This window comes from Pseudomonas sp. (assembly GCF_035512415.1).
In the GTDB taxonomy this organism is placed as follows: domain Bacteria; phylum Pseudomonadota; class Gammaproteobacteria; order Pseudomonadales; family Pseudomonadaceae; genus Aquipseudomonas.
In genome coordinates, this window is sequence record NZ_DATKDZ010000009.1 from 94581 (window position 1) to 108539 (window position 13959).

General features: G+C 57.1%; 12 protein-coding genes. All 12 read right to left on the bottom strand.

Features of this window, described 5'->3' with window-relative positions; translation table 11 throughout:
* Positions 1–148: 148 nt before the first annotated feature.
* On the bottom strand, positions 149–445 hold the full coding sequence (fliT, locus tag VMP31_RS03945; protein WP_325504293.1) for a flagellar protein FliT: 297 nt from the start codon (positions 443–445) through the stop codon (positions 149–151).
* 28 nt (positions 446–473) lie between these two features.
* Positions 474–854, bottom strand: coding sequence for a flagellar export chaperone FliS (gene fliS, locus VMP31_RS03950; RefSeq protein ID WP_325504295.1), 381 nt, complete (start codon positions 852–854; stop codon positions 474–476).
* A gap of 72 nt (positions 855–926) precedes the next feature.
* Complete coding sequence (gene fliS, locus VMP31_RS03955) at positions 927–1313, bottom strand: flagellar export chaperone FliS (protein ID WP_325504296.1); 387 nt, start codon at positions 1311–1313, stop codon at positions 927–929.
* 3 nt (positions 1314–1316) lie between these two features.
* Positions 1317–2690 carry a flagellar filament capping protein FliD gene (fliD, locus tag VMP31_RS03960; protein ID WP_325504298.1) on the bottom strand — a complete coding sequence of 458 codons (1374 nt, stop codon included), beginning with the start codon at positions 2688–2690 and terminating at the stop codon, positions 1317–1319.
* 73 nt (positions 2691–2763) lie between these two features.
* Complete coding sequence (locus tag VMP31_RS03965; protein WP_325504300.1) at positions 2764–3150, bottom strand: flagellar protein FlaG; 387 nt, start codon at positions 3148–3150, stop codon at positions 2764–2766.
* 70 nt (positions 3151–3220) lie between these two features.
* A complete protein-coding gene (locus VMP31_RS03970) occupies positions 3221–4399 on the bottom strand; it encodes a flagellin (RefSeq protein ID WP_325504302.1) in 1179 nt (392 codons plus the stop codon).
* Between the two features lie 230 nt (positions 4400–4629).
* Complete coding sequence (locus tag VMP31_RS03975; protein WP_325504755.1) at positions 4630–8106, bottom strand: glycosyltransferase; 3477 nt, start codon at positions 8104–8106, stop codon at positions 4630–4632.
* Positions 8107–8147: 41 nt separating this feature from the next.
* A complete protein-coding gene (locus VMP31_RS03980) occupies positions 8148–9437 on the bottom strand; it encodes a CDP-glycerol glycerophosphotransferase family protein (RefSeq protein ID WP_325504304.1) in 1290 nt (429 codons plus the stop codon).
* Positions 9434–10705 (bottom strand): ATP-grasp domain-containing protein, encoded by a 1272-nt coding sequence (locus VMP31_RS03985; RefSeq protein WP_325504306.1) that lies wholly within the window; start codon positions 10703–10705, stop codon positions 9434–9436. The genes VMP31_RS03980 and VMP31_RS03985 overlap by 4 nt, the downstream gene beginning before the upstream one ends.
* A gap of 51 nt (positions 10706–10756) precedes the next feature.
* Positions 10757–11455 (bottom strand): WbqC family protein, encoded by a 699-nt coding sequence (locus tag VMP31_RS03990; RefSeq protein WP_325504308.1) that lies wholly within the window; start codon positions 11453–11455, stop codon positions 10757–10759.
* Positions 11452–12570: a DegT/DnrJ/EryC1/StrS family aminotransferase gene (locus tag VMP31_RS03995; protein WP_325504310.1), complete on the bottom strand. Its 1119-nt coding sequence runs from the start codon at positions 12568–12570 to the stop codon at positions 11452–11454. The genes VMP31_RS03990 and VMP31_RS03995 overlap by 4 nt, the downstream gene beginning before the upstream one ends.
* The gene (locus VMP31_RS04000) at positions 12567–13904 is read right to left on the bottom strand and encodes a hypothetical protein (protein WP_325504312.1); all 1338 of its coding nucleotides are present in this window, start codon (positions 13902–13904) and stop codon (positions 12567–12569) included. The genes VMP31_RS03995 and VMP31_RS04000 overlap by 4 nt, the downstream gene beginning before the upstream one ends.
* Between the last annotated feature and the right edge of the window lie 55 nt (positions 13905–13959).

The window sequence follows — 13959 nt, forward strand, 5'->3', positions numbered from 1 at the left end:
ATGACGTGATTTTTTTGCTCAGCTTGAATATATAGCCAAGCCGCTGTTTTAGCGAAGAAGATATTTAATCGATGCAGGCGGCCAGAACTGGCCACCTTGGCAGGGAGTAGGCAGCAAATGCCTGCGTTGCGAATAACTAGCGCAATGCCTAGCCGAACAGCTGGTAGACCTTGGCCCCTTGATGGGACTGGTTCAATTGCACCAGCTCACGGGCCAGCCGCTGCTGCTCGGCCTGACATACGCTGACCAGCTCACGATAAAGGTCCAGCAGCTCCTGCATGCGCGCACGCAACGCTCCTTCATCGTTTAACGCCTCGACCATGGCCTCATCCACGGCCTGCCGGCACTGCAGATCCAACTCGCCAATGGCGGCCCAATCCTGTGTAGCCAGAGCAGTGCGCAAGGCAGTTCCGGTCTCTTGCAGTCGCTGGACGGATGAACTCATGAACCTACTCCTCAGACCTGAAACGTCATTACTGACCAATGACATCCCAGCCGGATTTCACATTACGCAACAGGCCCGCCACTTCGTCCAGCGGTGCCATGTCATTCTGCACATTGGCTTCGAGCAAGCGATTGGCCATGTATTCATACAGACTATCCAGGTTGGCAGCCACCTCGCCCCCCTCCTCCAGATTCAGACCCGCGCGCAGACCGCCGATGATGCCGATGGCCTTGCCAATCAACTCGCCCTTCATCGCAGTCTGCTGACGCTCCATGGCACCACGCGCCTGAGCAATGCGGGTAAGACCGCCTTCCATCAGCATCTGGATCAGACGATGGGGGCTGGCATCCACGGCCTGAACATGGGTATTCACAGCTTGGTATTGCTTGAGGGCGGCCATCGCGTTCATCGTTAACTCTCGCTGTTCTTTATAGTGCGGATACTTCCTGTATCGGCGAACGGTGCGAGAACTTTAGCGATTTTAACCGGCGCTAGGCTCTACTTCATGACCTATAGCGAGCCAGGCGTCCCTGATTTGCAGCAGCAGCGACTCGACCTCAGCCAGGTTTTTCGCCTCCTGCTCAATGGCAACACCGGCCAGGCGGCGGGTCATATAGTCGTACAACGCATCCAGATTCTCAGCTATTTCACCACCGAGTTGCTTATCCAGGCTCGCCTGCAGAACACCCAGGATAGTAATGGTGCCCCCAACGGCCAGACCGCGAACTTCAGTATTCCCTTCAGTTTGCGCCTGACGCGCCAGCAGTACGCGCTCGATAGCGCCATCCAGCAACAGGGATACCGCGCGGTACTGAGAAACCTCTTGGCTGGTTTTGACTTTCTTGTAGGTGTCGATTGGCTTGGCCATTGGTCACTTATCCTTTCTGACTACACCGGGCAGGCTGGACAGCGCCCCAGCCAACCAGTCACTGGTGCGACTCAGTTGGCCAATAAGGCTATCCATTGCATTGTATTGTGAGTACAGACGGGTCTGGATGGCAGCAACGCGGGCATCCAGGTTGAGTTTCTGATCCTTGATATCTTCACGGGTTCTTTGCAAACCGCTGATACGCTGCTCCAGAACACCACCCGTTTTGTTATATGCGTCGACCCGGGCATCGAGGCGGCTCATCAAGCCGTTTTCACCGGTAATAAAGGCCCCGACAGCGTCGTAGTTTTCCGCCAGGGCGGCATCGAGCTTGCTGTCGTCAATTGTCAGTTTGCCGTCTTTCTGTGTGGTAATGCCCAGCTCGGCCAACGAGCCTATCTGGCCGCCAGAGGAATTGGATGTAAGCTCCGTACGCACCCCACTAAGCAGGTTACGAATGGTCGCATCCCCGACCAGCCCGCCGGTGAGCAACTCGTTGCTCTCACCGACCTTGACCACACTGGTCAGGCTGGTAGTGGTCGTAATCAATTTGTTGTAAGCATCGACAAATTTCTTGAGGTTATCCTTTACGCCCGAGGTATTTTCACCGACCGTCAGGGTAAAGCTTTTCGTTTCCTCGGCCTTGAGCAGATTGAAGGATACGCCCTCGATAACACCGGCCACCGTGTTGCTGGCACTTTCCAGCGCCAGGCCGTCGATCTTGAATTTTGCGTTCTTCGCCTCGCTAAGCGCCGCGGGCATGCCCGTCACTAACGCCTGCAGGTCGGCACCGGTGGCAGCCAGAGTCAAGTCGTTGCCAGCGCCGCTTTTGTCCGAAGAGAGCACCAAGCGTGAGGTGTTGCCCGCAGGGTCAGTGACAATATTGGCACTGATACCCTGCTCTTTAAGCGTGGTATTGATCGCATCGCGCACATCCTTGAGGCTTGCGCCTTCGGCGATATCTACATCGAAATTTTCACTGCCCAGGGAAATGGTCAGTTTGCCGCCACTGGCAAAGGTAGCGCTGGAGTCGCCGGGGACAGAGCCCGAAGCAATCTTGCTGGCGCTTGCCAACTGCATGACTTCAACGGAGTAGGTGCCGGCCAGAGCGGTGTTCGATGCAGTCGCGGTAAGCCGCGCAGTATCGGACGATGTCGCCTTGCGCGCATCGAACAGGCTTGGGGTCTTGAGGGCCTTGAGTGCGGTCTGCAACTCACTCAAGGCACCACGCAAAGTTCCCAGCGCGGTCAGTCTGGTGGTGGTGGTTTTATCCAGACGATTTAGCTGCGCATCCTTGGGGGCCCGCTCAGCTGCAACAGTCGCCTTTACGATGGCATCGATGTCGATGCCTGAACCAATACCCGTAATACCTGCCATGTTCTTAGCCTCGCCAAAGGGTTGACACCCTATTCCTGTTACCAGAGTGGTAAACAAGTTTCATGCCAGCAGTTTACGCCTCCGCCTGGAACAACAGGCTGCGTACTTCGGACAGGTTCTCGGCGAGCTTGAGTGCTTCCTCGGAGGGAATCTGACGAATGACGTCGCCAGAGTTTGCGTCGGTCACCTTGACCACCACACGGCCGTTACCATCATCCAACGAAAAGTTAATGTCGCGGCGCACGGACTGCACAAATTCCTGAATATTGTTCATGGCCTTTTCCAGCTCGGCCCGGGTCGCAGGTTTCTCTGCCCCCTTGCTCTCACTGGTCTGCTTGGCTGCTGCAAGCACGCTAGAGGGCTCTTTATCCGCTGCGGTGGCTTCGGCCGGTTTGGCCTTGGCCGTGTCTGCAGGGGAAATGCCTGCTCTTGACGTATCGCGTATCGAACCAATGTCCATACTTTATTCCTCACAATGAGGTAATGGGAGGATGGGTCACCCCATCCCCCCATTAGCGCTGCCCCCTGACTTAGCCCAGCAGGCTAAGCACTGCCTGCGGCAACTGGTTGGCCTGGGCCAGAATCGCAGTACCTGCCTGTTGCAGGATCTGGTTCTTGGTCAGGTTAGCCGTTTCTGCGGCGAAGTCAGTATCCTGGATACGACCACGAGCTGCCGAGACGTTTTCTGCGATGTTCTGCAGGTTGCCGATGGTGTTCTCGAAGCGGTTCTGCACGGCACCGAGGTCAGCACGCTGAGAGTCAATCTTCTGGATGGCCTGGTCGATGGCCATAACAGCCGTCTGAGCGCCTTCCACAGTGCTGACGTCCAGATCAGAGATCTTCAACGTGTCACCCGCAGTTGCCGGAGCACCGGTAGTGACGGTAGCGGCACTCAGGGTAGTGATACCGGCCACGGTACCAGTAATGCTCAAGGCCGACAGGGCATTATCATCACCAGCCGTATTCTTCTGGGAGATGATTTTCAGAGTACCGTCATCCTGGACGAAAGCACCTATACCCTTGTTGGCATCATTGATCGCGGTAGCGATAGCCTGGGTAACTTCCTCACCAGTAGCGCCCGTCTTGATATTGGCCTTGACGGTGGTGGCCGAGCCATTGACGGTGATACCCACCGATATGCTGCCCGAAGCAGTGGCAGTGCCGGCAGAAGCTGTTGCTGTCGACTCGTAGAACTCGCCTTTCAGGGAATCGGTACTCATCTCGTCGATCTTGACGCTGATGGTTTCGTTCGCCGCACTACCCACCTGGAAGGTGGTGGTTTCGAAGGAGCCGTCCAGCAGCTTCTTGCCACCGAAGGTGGTGGTGTTGGAAATACGATCCAGCTCTTTCTTCAACTCAGTCACTTCCGAGTTCAGAGCGGTACGTTCGCTGTCGCTGTTGGAACCGTTAGCGGCCTGCAGAGAAAGATCACGCATACGCTGCAGAATGCTGGTGGACTGTTGCAGGGCACCTTCAGCGGTTTGCGACATGGAAATGCCGTCGTTGGAGTTCTTCACCGCAACGTTGAGACCGTTGATCTGGCTGGTCAGACGGTTGGCGATCTGCAGGCCGGCGGCATCATCCTTGGCGCTGTTGATACGCGAACCAGTGGACAAACGCTGCAGGGAGGTATCAAGCGCCTTGGACGAGGTGTTCAGGTTGCGCTGAGTGTTCAGGGACGCAATGTTAGTGTTTACAGTCAAAGCCATGATATGTGTCCTCCATCGGACCTAGCTTGTTTCGCCGTTAGCTGCGACTCCAGCCTGCAAGTCAAACAGCCTTGAGATCGCGTTCATTTCTCTTATCGGCTGCATCGGCTGAAACTTTAGGAGTCGATGCAGTTTTTTCGGCTTTGTCGTCAGGAGCCCCCGAGAGAGATACTACAGACCGGCCTTGCTATAGATATCGTCAGTGACGCTGAAAACTTTAGCGCCCTGACTCAATCCGGGAGCCAGGCGCGAGACCACTGCTGCAGCGCGGCCCCTTCGAGCATCCAGTGCGCGCGCACATGCGCCTGTAGCGCGTCGCCCATCGCCTCACTGGCATCCCTGTCATGCAGATGCTCACGTATTGCAGCCAGCCAGTCCCTCGTTCGATTGCGCACCCGCGTAACGGGCAACTCGCAGCGATAGCTACCCACATCACTGCAGATGACCGGAAAGCCACAGGCCCCATATTCCAGTAGACGCAAGTTGCTCTTGCACTCGTTAAACAGATTCTGCTCAAGGGGTGCCAGTGCCAAATCGAGGTTCAACGCGGCGAGCGCAGCAGGGTACGCCTCGATTTCAACGCCCGGATGAAACTCACTGATATAAGGTCGCAGCTTCTCGGGGCACATACCGAAGAAGACCCAATCGACCTGGCTAGCGAGCTCCTTGACGACATCGGCTATCAGTAGCAGATCACCGTGATGCCCGATACCTCCGGCCCAGCCGACCCGCGGCCTGGCCGATTGCCGTCGCTGACCTTGCAGACTCTTCCACCACAACACCGGCAAGCGGTTTTCCACCACATGAATACGCTCGTGCAAGCCGGAGCATGCGTCAGCCAGCGCAGGCGTGGAAACGACAAACCGATCTACCATGCGCAACGCAAGCCGCATGGATTTTCGGACATCCCGAGGCATGTGTTCCCGGTGGGCGCTATGCAAGGGTATGGCCGGCAGGAAATCGTCCAGTTCATAGACCTTGAAAGCCCGGGAGAATCGCTGAATACGCTGCATGGCTGCCAATTGCTCGGGCATATATTGACGCTGCATGATCACCACGTCCGGATCGTAGCGCTGCAGGTCCACCGGACTCATGAACGAGAACGACAGCGTCCCATCCAGCAACGCCTTCCCCTGCTGGGCCTTGAACGGTTGAATGACCCGGTAATGTCCACAGCCGAGGCGATCCGCTGGCAGGGCCAGTACAGTGGGCAACGGACGCCAGGAATTCAGCGGACGCCAGGTCAACGGTAGCTCCGCCAGCTGAAACGGGCGCTGAGTCGAAAACGCATCGTTATATGCAGGATCGCTCGCCAGCTGTGGCAACCAACGGTCGTAGAGCAGATCATCTTCTGCAGGTGCCGATACCCGCACCTCGCCATCGATCATCAGTTGCACACGGGGAGACCAAACAGTGAGCAAGCCCGCCTCCCGAACCTTCAGGCAAAGATCCAAGTCGCTCCAACGGCCGCCCAGTGCCGCCTCGTCAAAGCCACCCAGCTCGGCGAACAGATCCTTGCGGATCATCATGCAATCCCCGCTCACAGCACTGTAGTTCTGCTCTACCTGCAGGCGGTTCATATAGCCCAGGGCATCCATTGCCTCGCCCTTGAAAGCCACTCCCGCCGGCCCCTGCAAACCCAGAATCAGGCCGGCATGTTCAATACGGCCTTCCGGCGAAAGCAGCTTGGCACCAACGACCCCAACCTCGGGTCGAACGCCATGATTGACCATCTGAGCCAACCAGTCGTCGCTAATAGCCGCCGTCGCGGGAGAAAGAAACACCAACAACTCGCTACGTGCGCTTTCCCGCGCCCGATTGCAGCACTGCGCGCGGTTACCGCCAGGACGAATCACGCGCAGGGTCGCTTCTGCCATCTGTTCGATGGCGTCCAGCCATTGCCTCACCGGGGCTTCGGCCGCTTCCGGTTGCAGCAGCAGAATTTCATAGGAGGGATACACCGTATGCGCCAGCAGACTTTCCACACAACGCTGCAAACGTACCAGCGGCCCCGCGGCGACTATAAGAATGCTCACTCCAACATCGCCTTGAGTGCCATAGTCCAGCTGGTAGCGCCCAGGCCATTGCGAAGCGACCTGCGCCTGCTCATAACCGCGCGCAAGCAAATGACGCTCGATGGCACGGAGCTCATCAGGGTTGTCGCGTAGCGGCACAGCCTTGGTAATAAGGAGCGGTTCGCTGACATGACCCAGTCCAGCCAAGCCGCCGAGTTCTATAAGCCGAAGCTGAAGCTCGAATTCGAGTGCCTGCTCGAACTGCGGATCGAAGCCGCCAGCAGCAAGTAGCGCATCGCGCCGGTATATCCAGTGTCGTGACATGCTGACTGGATAACTTAGCAGTAGATCCAGGTTAAAATCGGGGCGCAGTGCAGGCCCCAAGCCGCCATGGGCATCACGCAGCATTGCATCGGCATAAACAGCACGGCATTCAGGGGCGGCAGCCAGCTCCAACGCTATGTTTTGCAAACCGCTGACAGTAAACTCATCACCGGCCTCAACCAATAGCAGCCATTGCGCCTCAACGAGGCCAACAATTCTGTTGATCGCCTCGCTCACCCCTTGGGTTACCAGCACAAAACCGGCACCGTTGCGTTCGGCGACAAGTAATAAATCAGAAGTGGAAATCACATACGACTGAATGTTCGAATAACTGCTGCGCCGGAACAACGTGGTCAGTGTTCGCTTGATGCCCTGCGTATCTCCAGCCCTATCCAGCACGAGCACAACAATGCTTGGCCCACCGGCACATACACCCAGACGCTGCTCAATCAGTTGCTGCTGAACCCGAGAGGCTTTGCGGGCCTGCAACCAGTCATAGCTCACCTGAGTCGAACGCAGAGTAGTTGCACCTTCGACCAAGCAGGCCAGCAAATCAACAGCTTTCCAATCCTGCAGTTGTACCAAGGGAGAAACTGCGACCAGCAACGGTCCCTTCTGCAGAGTTTGGGACCAACCCAGTTCACGCAGCATGCGTCGAAAATTCTCGTGCCCTTTATCACCAATCCCCAATCGATCCCGGCCCACCTGGCTGAACTGCTCCGTCGACACGCGGAAATCGGAAAGCGGCTGCGCCAGAAACGCGAGGTGGCCCTGACGCAGTAGCTTGGCGTAAAGAGCCAGGTCACCGACCCACTGAATGGGTAGACCATTTAGGGCCATGACCTGCTCACCGAACGCCGCTACCGCATCCCGCCTGCACATTACCGTACTGGGTTCGCCGATAAAGTTGATGGTGTGTTCGCCCAGGAAGGAGACCAGAGCCGTGCCGTCAATCAGCACGTCTTCGTCGAACAGCGGCGCGGTGGCGAAGCTATCGGGCAGGCGGCACCCCAGTCCGTCGATACGCCGGCGGCGCGAACTAACCAGCGCCACCTGAGGACTGTTACACAAAACATCGGCCATGCGGGCAATGCACTCGGGATGCAGCACGTCATCGTCGTATAGGAATTTGAGATACTCGCCCCGGGTCAGGCCCACACACTTGGCCAGATTCTTCGACTCGCGCAAGCGCGGCATATTGCGTTCGTAACGAATTGGGAAATCGATGATCGCCCGGTAGCTGTCCACCAGTTGCTGCACCTGGTCGGTAAGACAGTCATCGCAGATCACCAACTCCAGCGGGCGGTAGGTCTGTGCCTGCAAGCTATCCAAGGCTTCGCGTAGATAGGCCGCTTTGAACGCCGGCATGACAATACTGACCAGCGACTTCTCGAGATTGCCTTGCACGCTTACTCCTGGGGTGTTCTGTTGAGCGCATGGATACGGGCTATCACACGCGCGGAATTCTGCTCATCCGCATATTTGAAAAAGAGTTTCTTGCAGGTCTGGTAACGGGGGCTAGCCACCTGACCGCCCACGTCCAGCTCCTGCTCCAAGACAGCGAGCAGCGCCTCGAAGCTCACCACCACCGGACCAGGAAAGGCCAGTTGCATATCGTAGAGCAGGCCATTTTGCTGGCGACTGTATGCTTCCAGATCATAGGCAAAGCTGATCACCGGTTTGTCCAGGTACAACGCATCGATATAAACCGAGGAATAATCGGTAATGACGAGATCGGACTCCCTAATCACCGGGGCGATTTCGCTGACCGCCTGGTGACCGAGATCGACAATGCTCTGGCCATCGACATAACGCTCTAGGTTGAACAGCTGCTCACCCTTGCGGAAGTAATGCATGCGAAAGCCCAGCACCGCGTTATGCCGACGTAACAAAGCCTTGAGGTGCTCGATCTGCTCATCGCTAAACTGGTAGCACTGCGCGCCGGGTAAACCTTTCTCGCGGAAAGTTGGCGCGTAAGTGATCAACTTGCAACCTCCTTTGAGGCGGCGGATATAGTCCACTTCGTCCCGCAGAAAACCCGGCAAAGCCTCATCAGCCATACACAGAAAGTCATTGCGCGGCAGGCCGGTGACCCACAACGCGGCATAAGGGATCGGCTGAAAGATGGCAGCCATGGCATAGCTGTCGACATCCGAAGATGCAATCAGTCCGTCGTAAAAAGCCCGCTCGCGACGCCGGTAGGCCACCCGATCGGCACGCTGCCCTTGCTGCGGATGGGCCAGGCCAAACAGGCGTTTGAGCGGAATGCCATGCCAGAGATTGACTAGGTTGCGCCGCCGCAGATTGGCACGCACCACGGAGAAACTGCCATCGCTCCAGCGCCAAGACATGTCTAGGGCAATGGCGTTGGTCAACAGATAGGTGCCGCAGCGCGCCAGCCGCCACAGACCACGCAAACTCTGCAGATCGACGATATGAGTATTGCAGGCATCTTCGATGCGAAAATCTCGGCCCATGCCGCGACTGAAGATGTACTTGGCGATAATCGGATCGGCCTTGATCTGCTCGAATACCGCCCGCGAATTCTCGATGAACTGGTCGTCCTGCAACGGGTGGACAAAAAATGCCCAGGCATAGCGATCTTTGGGCCACAGGTGGTCGAACAGCCACCATGCAGGCAACAACAGCCAGCGTGCCAGATTCTTATGTTGAAAGTGTCTATCCAACCAGCCCTTCATGGAAAGAACAGCTCCATGGCATCCACATCCAGCACCGGGATGCCCTTATTGCGTGCCACCTCCAGACGCTCTGGAAAATGATTGTCGACGAAAATCGCCCGCCCCTCAATACAGGAGGACTTGGTCTGCCCTTCACGCAAGTGGATGATGGCATCGAACAGGCTATCGGCAATTCGCGCCTGCGCCAGCGAGGCCCGCACATCGCCGGCATGGCGGGTCACCAACACCAGGCGCTTGCCCATGGCAAGTAGGCGATAGATGAAGCGCATGGCCTGCGGGTTAGCTTGGCCGTCTAGCAATACGGTATCGTCAAAATCAAGGTAAGCGGTGTCGAATTCGTAGTCCAGTTGCGCCACGCTACCGAGACGGCGATCCAGCAGCGTCACGCGCGGGTCGCAGAGCACCTGCTGCTCGCGCTGCAGGTAGTCCTGGATGGTCATCAGTGGCAGGTTCACCCCAGCCGCACGAAGGACCACACTGCTACTGGACAGTCGGCAGCTGACTTCCAACAGTTTCCAAGCCCCATCCGCATCGGCGCGCAACTGGAAGAACCACGGCCCACGAAATAGCAGGCGATGGTTGATTGTCATGGCGATCTGACGAATCTCCTCGCTGCAAGGCAACAGGCAAGAACGCATGGCGATGCCAGAGCGCACTCGCTCACGCGTACGCGGTGCTACATGCAGCAACTGACGGCACCAGTCGGTAAAACAATCCACGGTCAGCTCAGCACCCGGCAGGTATTCACTGAGAATGGTCTCGGCACACTGCTGCAGTGCTACGGTGGCCTGCGCTCGGTTAGCCACCAGCACCACGCCCTGCCCGCCCTGGCCTTGGTCCGGTTTGATCAGCAGCGGCCAGTCGCGCACTTCATCCAGCCCGGCATAGCAGCGCGGTAGCCAGGGCTGGTCGGTAAACAACGCGTAGGTGGAAGACTTGCGCCGAGTGATACGCGCCGTGTCCGGATCGCCATTGACCAGCAGAACACCCCACTTACGCAGGCGCGGAGCCAAGTAATCCATCAGCGAGTCATGGGTAGCAAACAGCAAATCAATGCCCTGTTCACGCAGCAAGGCTTGCAGGCAGGCATCGAAGTCGGCTTCACGCGCATGCGGCAAATGATAGTAACGTGCATACGCTAGACACCCATGATCATCCTGACTGGAGGCACCATACAGCTCGACATGCACGGAACTGCCCAGGGCCCGCTGGATTTCCAGGCCGATTTCAGAGCCACAGGGAAACACCAACACCTTGACTCTAGACATCAGTACTGCTCTCCTGGCGGTTGAAGACGGCAATCGACGACATTGGTATTCTCAGCTACTGGCCGGCAACAGCCGGTAGTCATCGAGCATTCTGCACACGTCCTGCGGGGCGTTGTACATCAGCACATCGAGGATAGACAGCCCGGCGACGAATTCGCCGCCGGCCTGAGGGTAAGCTGCCAGGTGTGGTTCCACGAAGCGAAGCTGGACACCCTGCTCGGTAAAGTGATGGCCGTCATACAAACTGCGCCCGCCGATGGCGTTGTGATAAGCCTGTGCCTGCATCTGCCGGCAGATGGCCAGAATGCGTGTCTCGCCCGCCAGTTCGCCGAGTGCCAGTTCGGAGGCGAAGGACGACTGAAGTGGCAGCCCTAGATAGTCGAACACCAGACACACGGAGGCCGCCGCCTTGTGCGCCACATTCAGTTCGTGGTCATGGCACAGCGCTTCGACCAGCGCAAACACCTCGGTAAAGTAAGGTGCCCGCGCATAGGCGTGACGCAGTTGCTGATGAAAAACGCTGAAGTCACCGACAAACTCGTGCTCATTGATCGCCCGATTCTGGCTAGCCTGGCGTACCGCCACGCTGAACTGAAACGGCACACCATTGAGGAGGATGCGGTTGCGCTGGATAAAGCCGCGCTTGATGAAAGCGACATCATCGAGGAAGACAAAGTGTTCGACACTGCGTGCCAGCTGGAAGTAACCCAAGTAGGGGAAAAAATACGGCTGCATGACCGCAAGCGTCACCGTTGCGCTCCTGCCGCACGAATCAACTCGCAGACCCACTCCACATCGGAGTCGATCAGGTCAGGGTAGATAGGCAAGCACAGCACCATGCTGGCAATCGAGCGGGCTACCGGCAGCCCCGCAGACTCTGCCGAGGGCAGACCACGATACATGGGGAAGTCACTGATTAGCGGGTAGAAATAACGCCGAACGTAAATGCTCTCGTCGCGCAGGTGCTGGTAGAGCTGATCGCGGCTTAGACGAAAATCGGGCTTCACCAGCACCGGGAAGTAGGCATGGTTGGCTGTCACCTGCTCACTCAGCTCAACGCACTCCAGCCCGACGATGCCGTGTAGTAGTTGGCGATACAGCCGGCCGATGGCACTGCGACGGGCCAATGCCTGATCAATGTACTGCAGTTGCAGCAGGCCAAAGGCAGCATTCACTTCGCTCATCTTGCCATTGATACCAGGTGCAATGACCGTAGTTTCGTTGACGAAGCCGAAGTTCTTCAGGTGGCAAATACGTCGGTAGGTCTTTGCATCCGGGCAGATGATCGCCCCGCCCTCGAAGGTATTGAACACCTTGGTGGCATGAAAGCTAAGCACACTGAGGTCGCCATGACGCAGGATGCTCCCGCCGGCATCTTGCACACCAAAGGCATGTGCTGCATCGTAGATAACCCGCAGGTTATATATCTCGGCAATACGCTCGATCGCTTCGATATTGCACCGGTTGCCATAACAATGTACCGGCATGATCGCCGTAGTCGAGGGTGTAATAGCTGCCTCGATTTTTTCCGGATCTAGGTTGAGGGTTATCGGGTCAATATCTACGAAGACTGGTTTGATGCCGTTCCACAGCAACGAATGAGCAGTAGCAACGAACGAATAAGGAGTGGTGATGACCTCTCCGGTGACGCGCAAAGCCTGTAATGCAGTTACCAGCGCTAGGGTGCCGTTAGCAAAAAGCGCAATGTGCTCAACACCCAAGTACTCCTTGAGTTCATTCTCCAGTTGCTGGTGCATGGCACCGCCGTTGGTCAGAATGCGACTGGCCCATATCCTCTCTAAGTAGGGAATGAACTCTGCCAATGGTGGCAGCAGCGGACTCGTGACCGTGATGCTCTTTTTCATAGGTCATCCCTGTTCAGGTTGCCATGCACGCCAATGAAGGCTGCTTGATAGTCTGGAACAGAAAGGCTGAGCACCCCGGCCAGCACCGAATCAGCCTCGAACCAGCCACCACGCCAAGAACGCTGCATGAAGAGGAAGTTGCTCAGTGGGTCATGCAGAGCAAAGCCTGGGTAATAGCTGTAATCCTGTTCCCCGGGCTGGAAGTAATTGCCACCGTAGCGTCTGCTCAAGTAGAGGTCACTGTTAAAAACCTTGACTTGGGCAGGCGCAAAACGCAATACATCCATCAGCACGCGCTGCACCGCCGCCGGATAGCCAGCGAGAAAAGGATTGCGTTTGTAGGTACCTACTTCGAAGCGTGGTCGCAGACGCTCGCCGAGTACCTCCAGCCATGGAAAACTGCGCAGACAGCTTTCGGCCAGCACAACAAAACTCAGGCTGACCATGACCGGCAGGAAATTCTCCGACGAACCACATCGCAGGTCATCTTCAACGTAATAGGCAATATCTGTACGGCTGCCAAAATGGCGCGGCACAAGAGCATTATTAGCGCGATGGGACAAGCGGATGACCAGATCGAAGCAATCGATTTCCGCACCACTTGCCAGGCCGACATCCACCGGGCCAACGATAGCTACCCGCTTGCCGCGCAGAGCTTCGGCAAAATTCAGATCGACCTCCGACAGTGAGCCGACCGATTGATAGCTGCTCGTTGTACGTGGCAGGTACAATCGGGCAAAATCGAGAAACTCCAGTGTATCCGCAGACTGCCCAGCCAGGCGCTGACGCAGATGCATCGCCACGGCAGCCGCCTCATCCGGTTCCGCCTGCTCGTTGGCCCAAGCTATGCGATACATGCTCGACAGCAAATCTTCAGCAGCCAACGCCCCAGCCTCCACACCAAGGCGATCCACGAAACATTTACGATAGTGGAAGTACAGCTCTGTCTGCTCGGCCAATAGAAACAGGCGAGCAAAGAAAAGCTGCATTGGCAGCGGCAGGCTGGCAATACAATACGGGTGCTGCCTGGCAAAATCCGCCAGACATTCAGCCTGGCGCTGACAATCCATATCCGGCCACTGCCAGAATCCCCCTGACACAGCCCTCAAGCTTTCCAACAAAGGCGTCCAGGCGGCCAGAAAACTAGACTTGGTAGTGTCCGCCCAAGGCTGCAACGATGCCGCCAAGGCTACTCCGGCAAAATGCCTGGGATGCAGAGCCGATACTCGGTAGCAGCTCCAGCTACCCAGCAATGCCAAATGCTGCTCGCTAGCGGTCAGCTGCAAACGCTGCTGCAGATCTGCCAGCTGCGGCCAATAGCCGTCTCCCATCATGATGCTGACCGCACACCGCACGCTGCTGCAGCCAAATGCAAACGCGCGCTGCACA

Bases quoted from the DNA above. Each gene is read 5' to 3' on its own strand.
- fliS (WP_325504295.1), bottom strand. From the start codon at position 854: ATGAACGCGATGGCCGCCCTCAAGCAATACCAAGCTGTGAATACCCAT.
- fliS (WP_325504296.1), bottom strand. From the start codon at position 1,313: ATGGCCAAGCCAATCGACACCTACAAGAAAGTCAAAACCAGCCAAGAG.
- VMP31_RS04000 (WP_325504312.1), bottom strand. From the start codon at position 13,904: ATGATGGGAGACGGCTATTGGCCGCAGCTGGCAGATCTGCAGCAGCGT.
- fliT (WP_325504293.1), bottom strand. From the start codon at position 445: ATGAGTTCATCCGTCCAGCGACTGCAAGAGACCGGAACTGCCTTGCGC.
- VMP31_RS03995 (WP_325504310.1), bottom strand. From the start codon at position 12,570: ATGAAAAAGAGCATCACGGTCACGAGTCCGCTGCTGCCACCATTGGCA.
- VMP31_RS03965 (WP_325504300.1), bottom strand. From the start codon at position 3,150: ATGGACATTGGTTCGATACGCGATACGTCAAGAGCAGGCATTTCCCCT.
- VMP31_RS03985 (WP_325504306.1), bottom strand. From the start codon at position 10,705: ATGTCTAGAGTCAAGGTGTTGGTGTTTCCCTGTGGCTCTGAAATCGGC.
- VMP31_RS03975 (WP_325504755.1), bottom strand. From the start codon at position 8,106: ATGCCGGCGTTCAAAGCGGCCTATCTACGCGAAGCCTTGGATAGCTTG.
- fliD (WP_325504298.1), bottom strand. From the start codon at position 2,690: ATGGCAGGTATTACGGGTATTGGTTCAGGCATCGACATCGATGCCATC.
- VMP31_RS03980 (WP_325504304.1), bottom strand. From the start codon at position 9,437: ATGAAGGGCTGGTTGGATAGACACTTTCAACATAAGAATCTGGCACGC.
- VMP31_RS03970 (WP_325504302.1), bottom strand. From the start codon at position 4,399: ATGGCTTTGACTGTAAACACTAACATTGCGTCCCTGAACACTCAGCGC.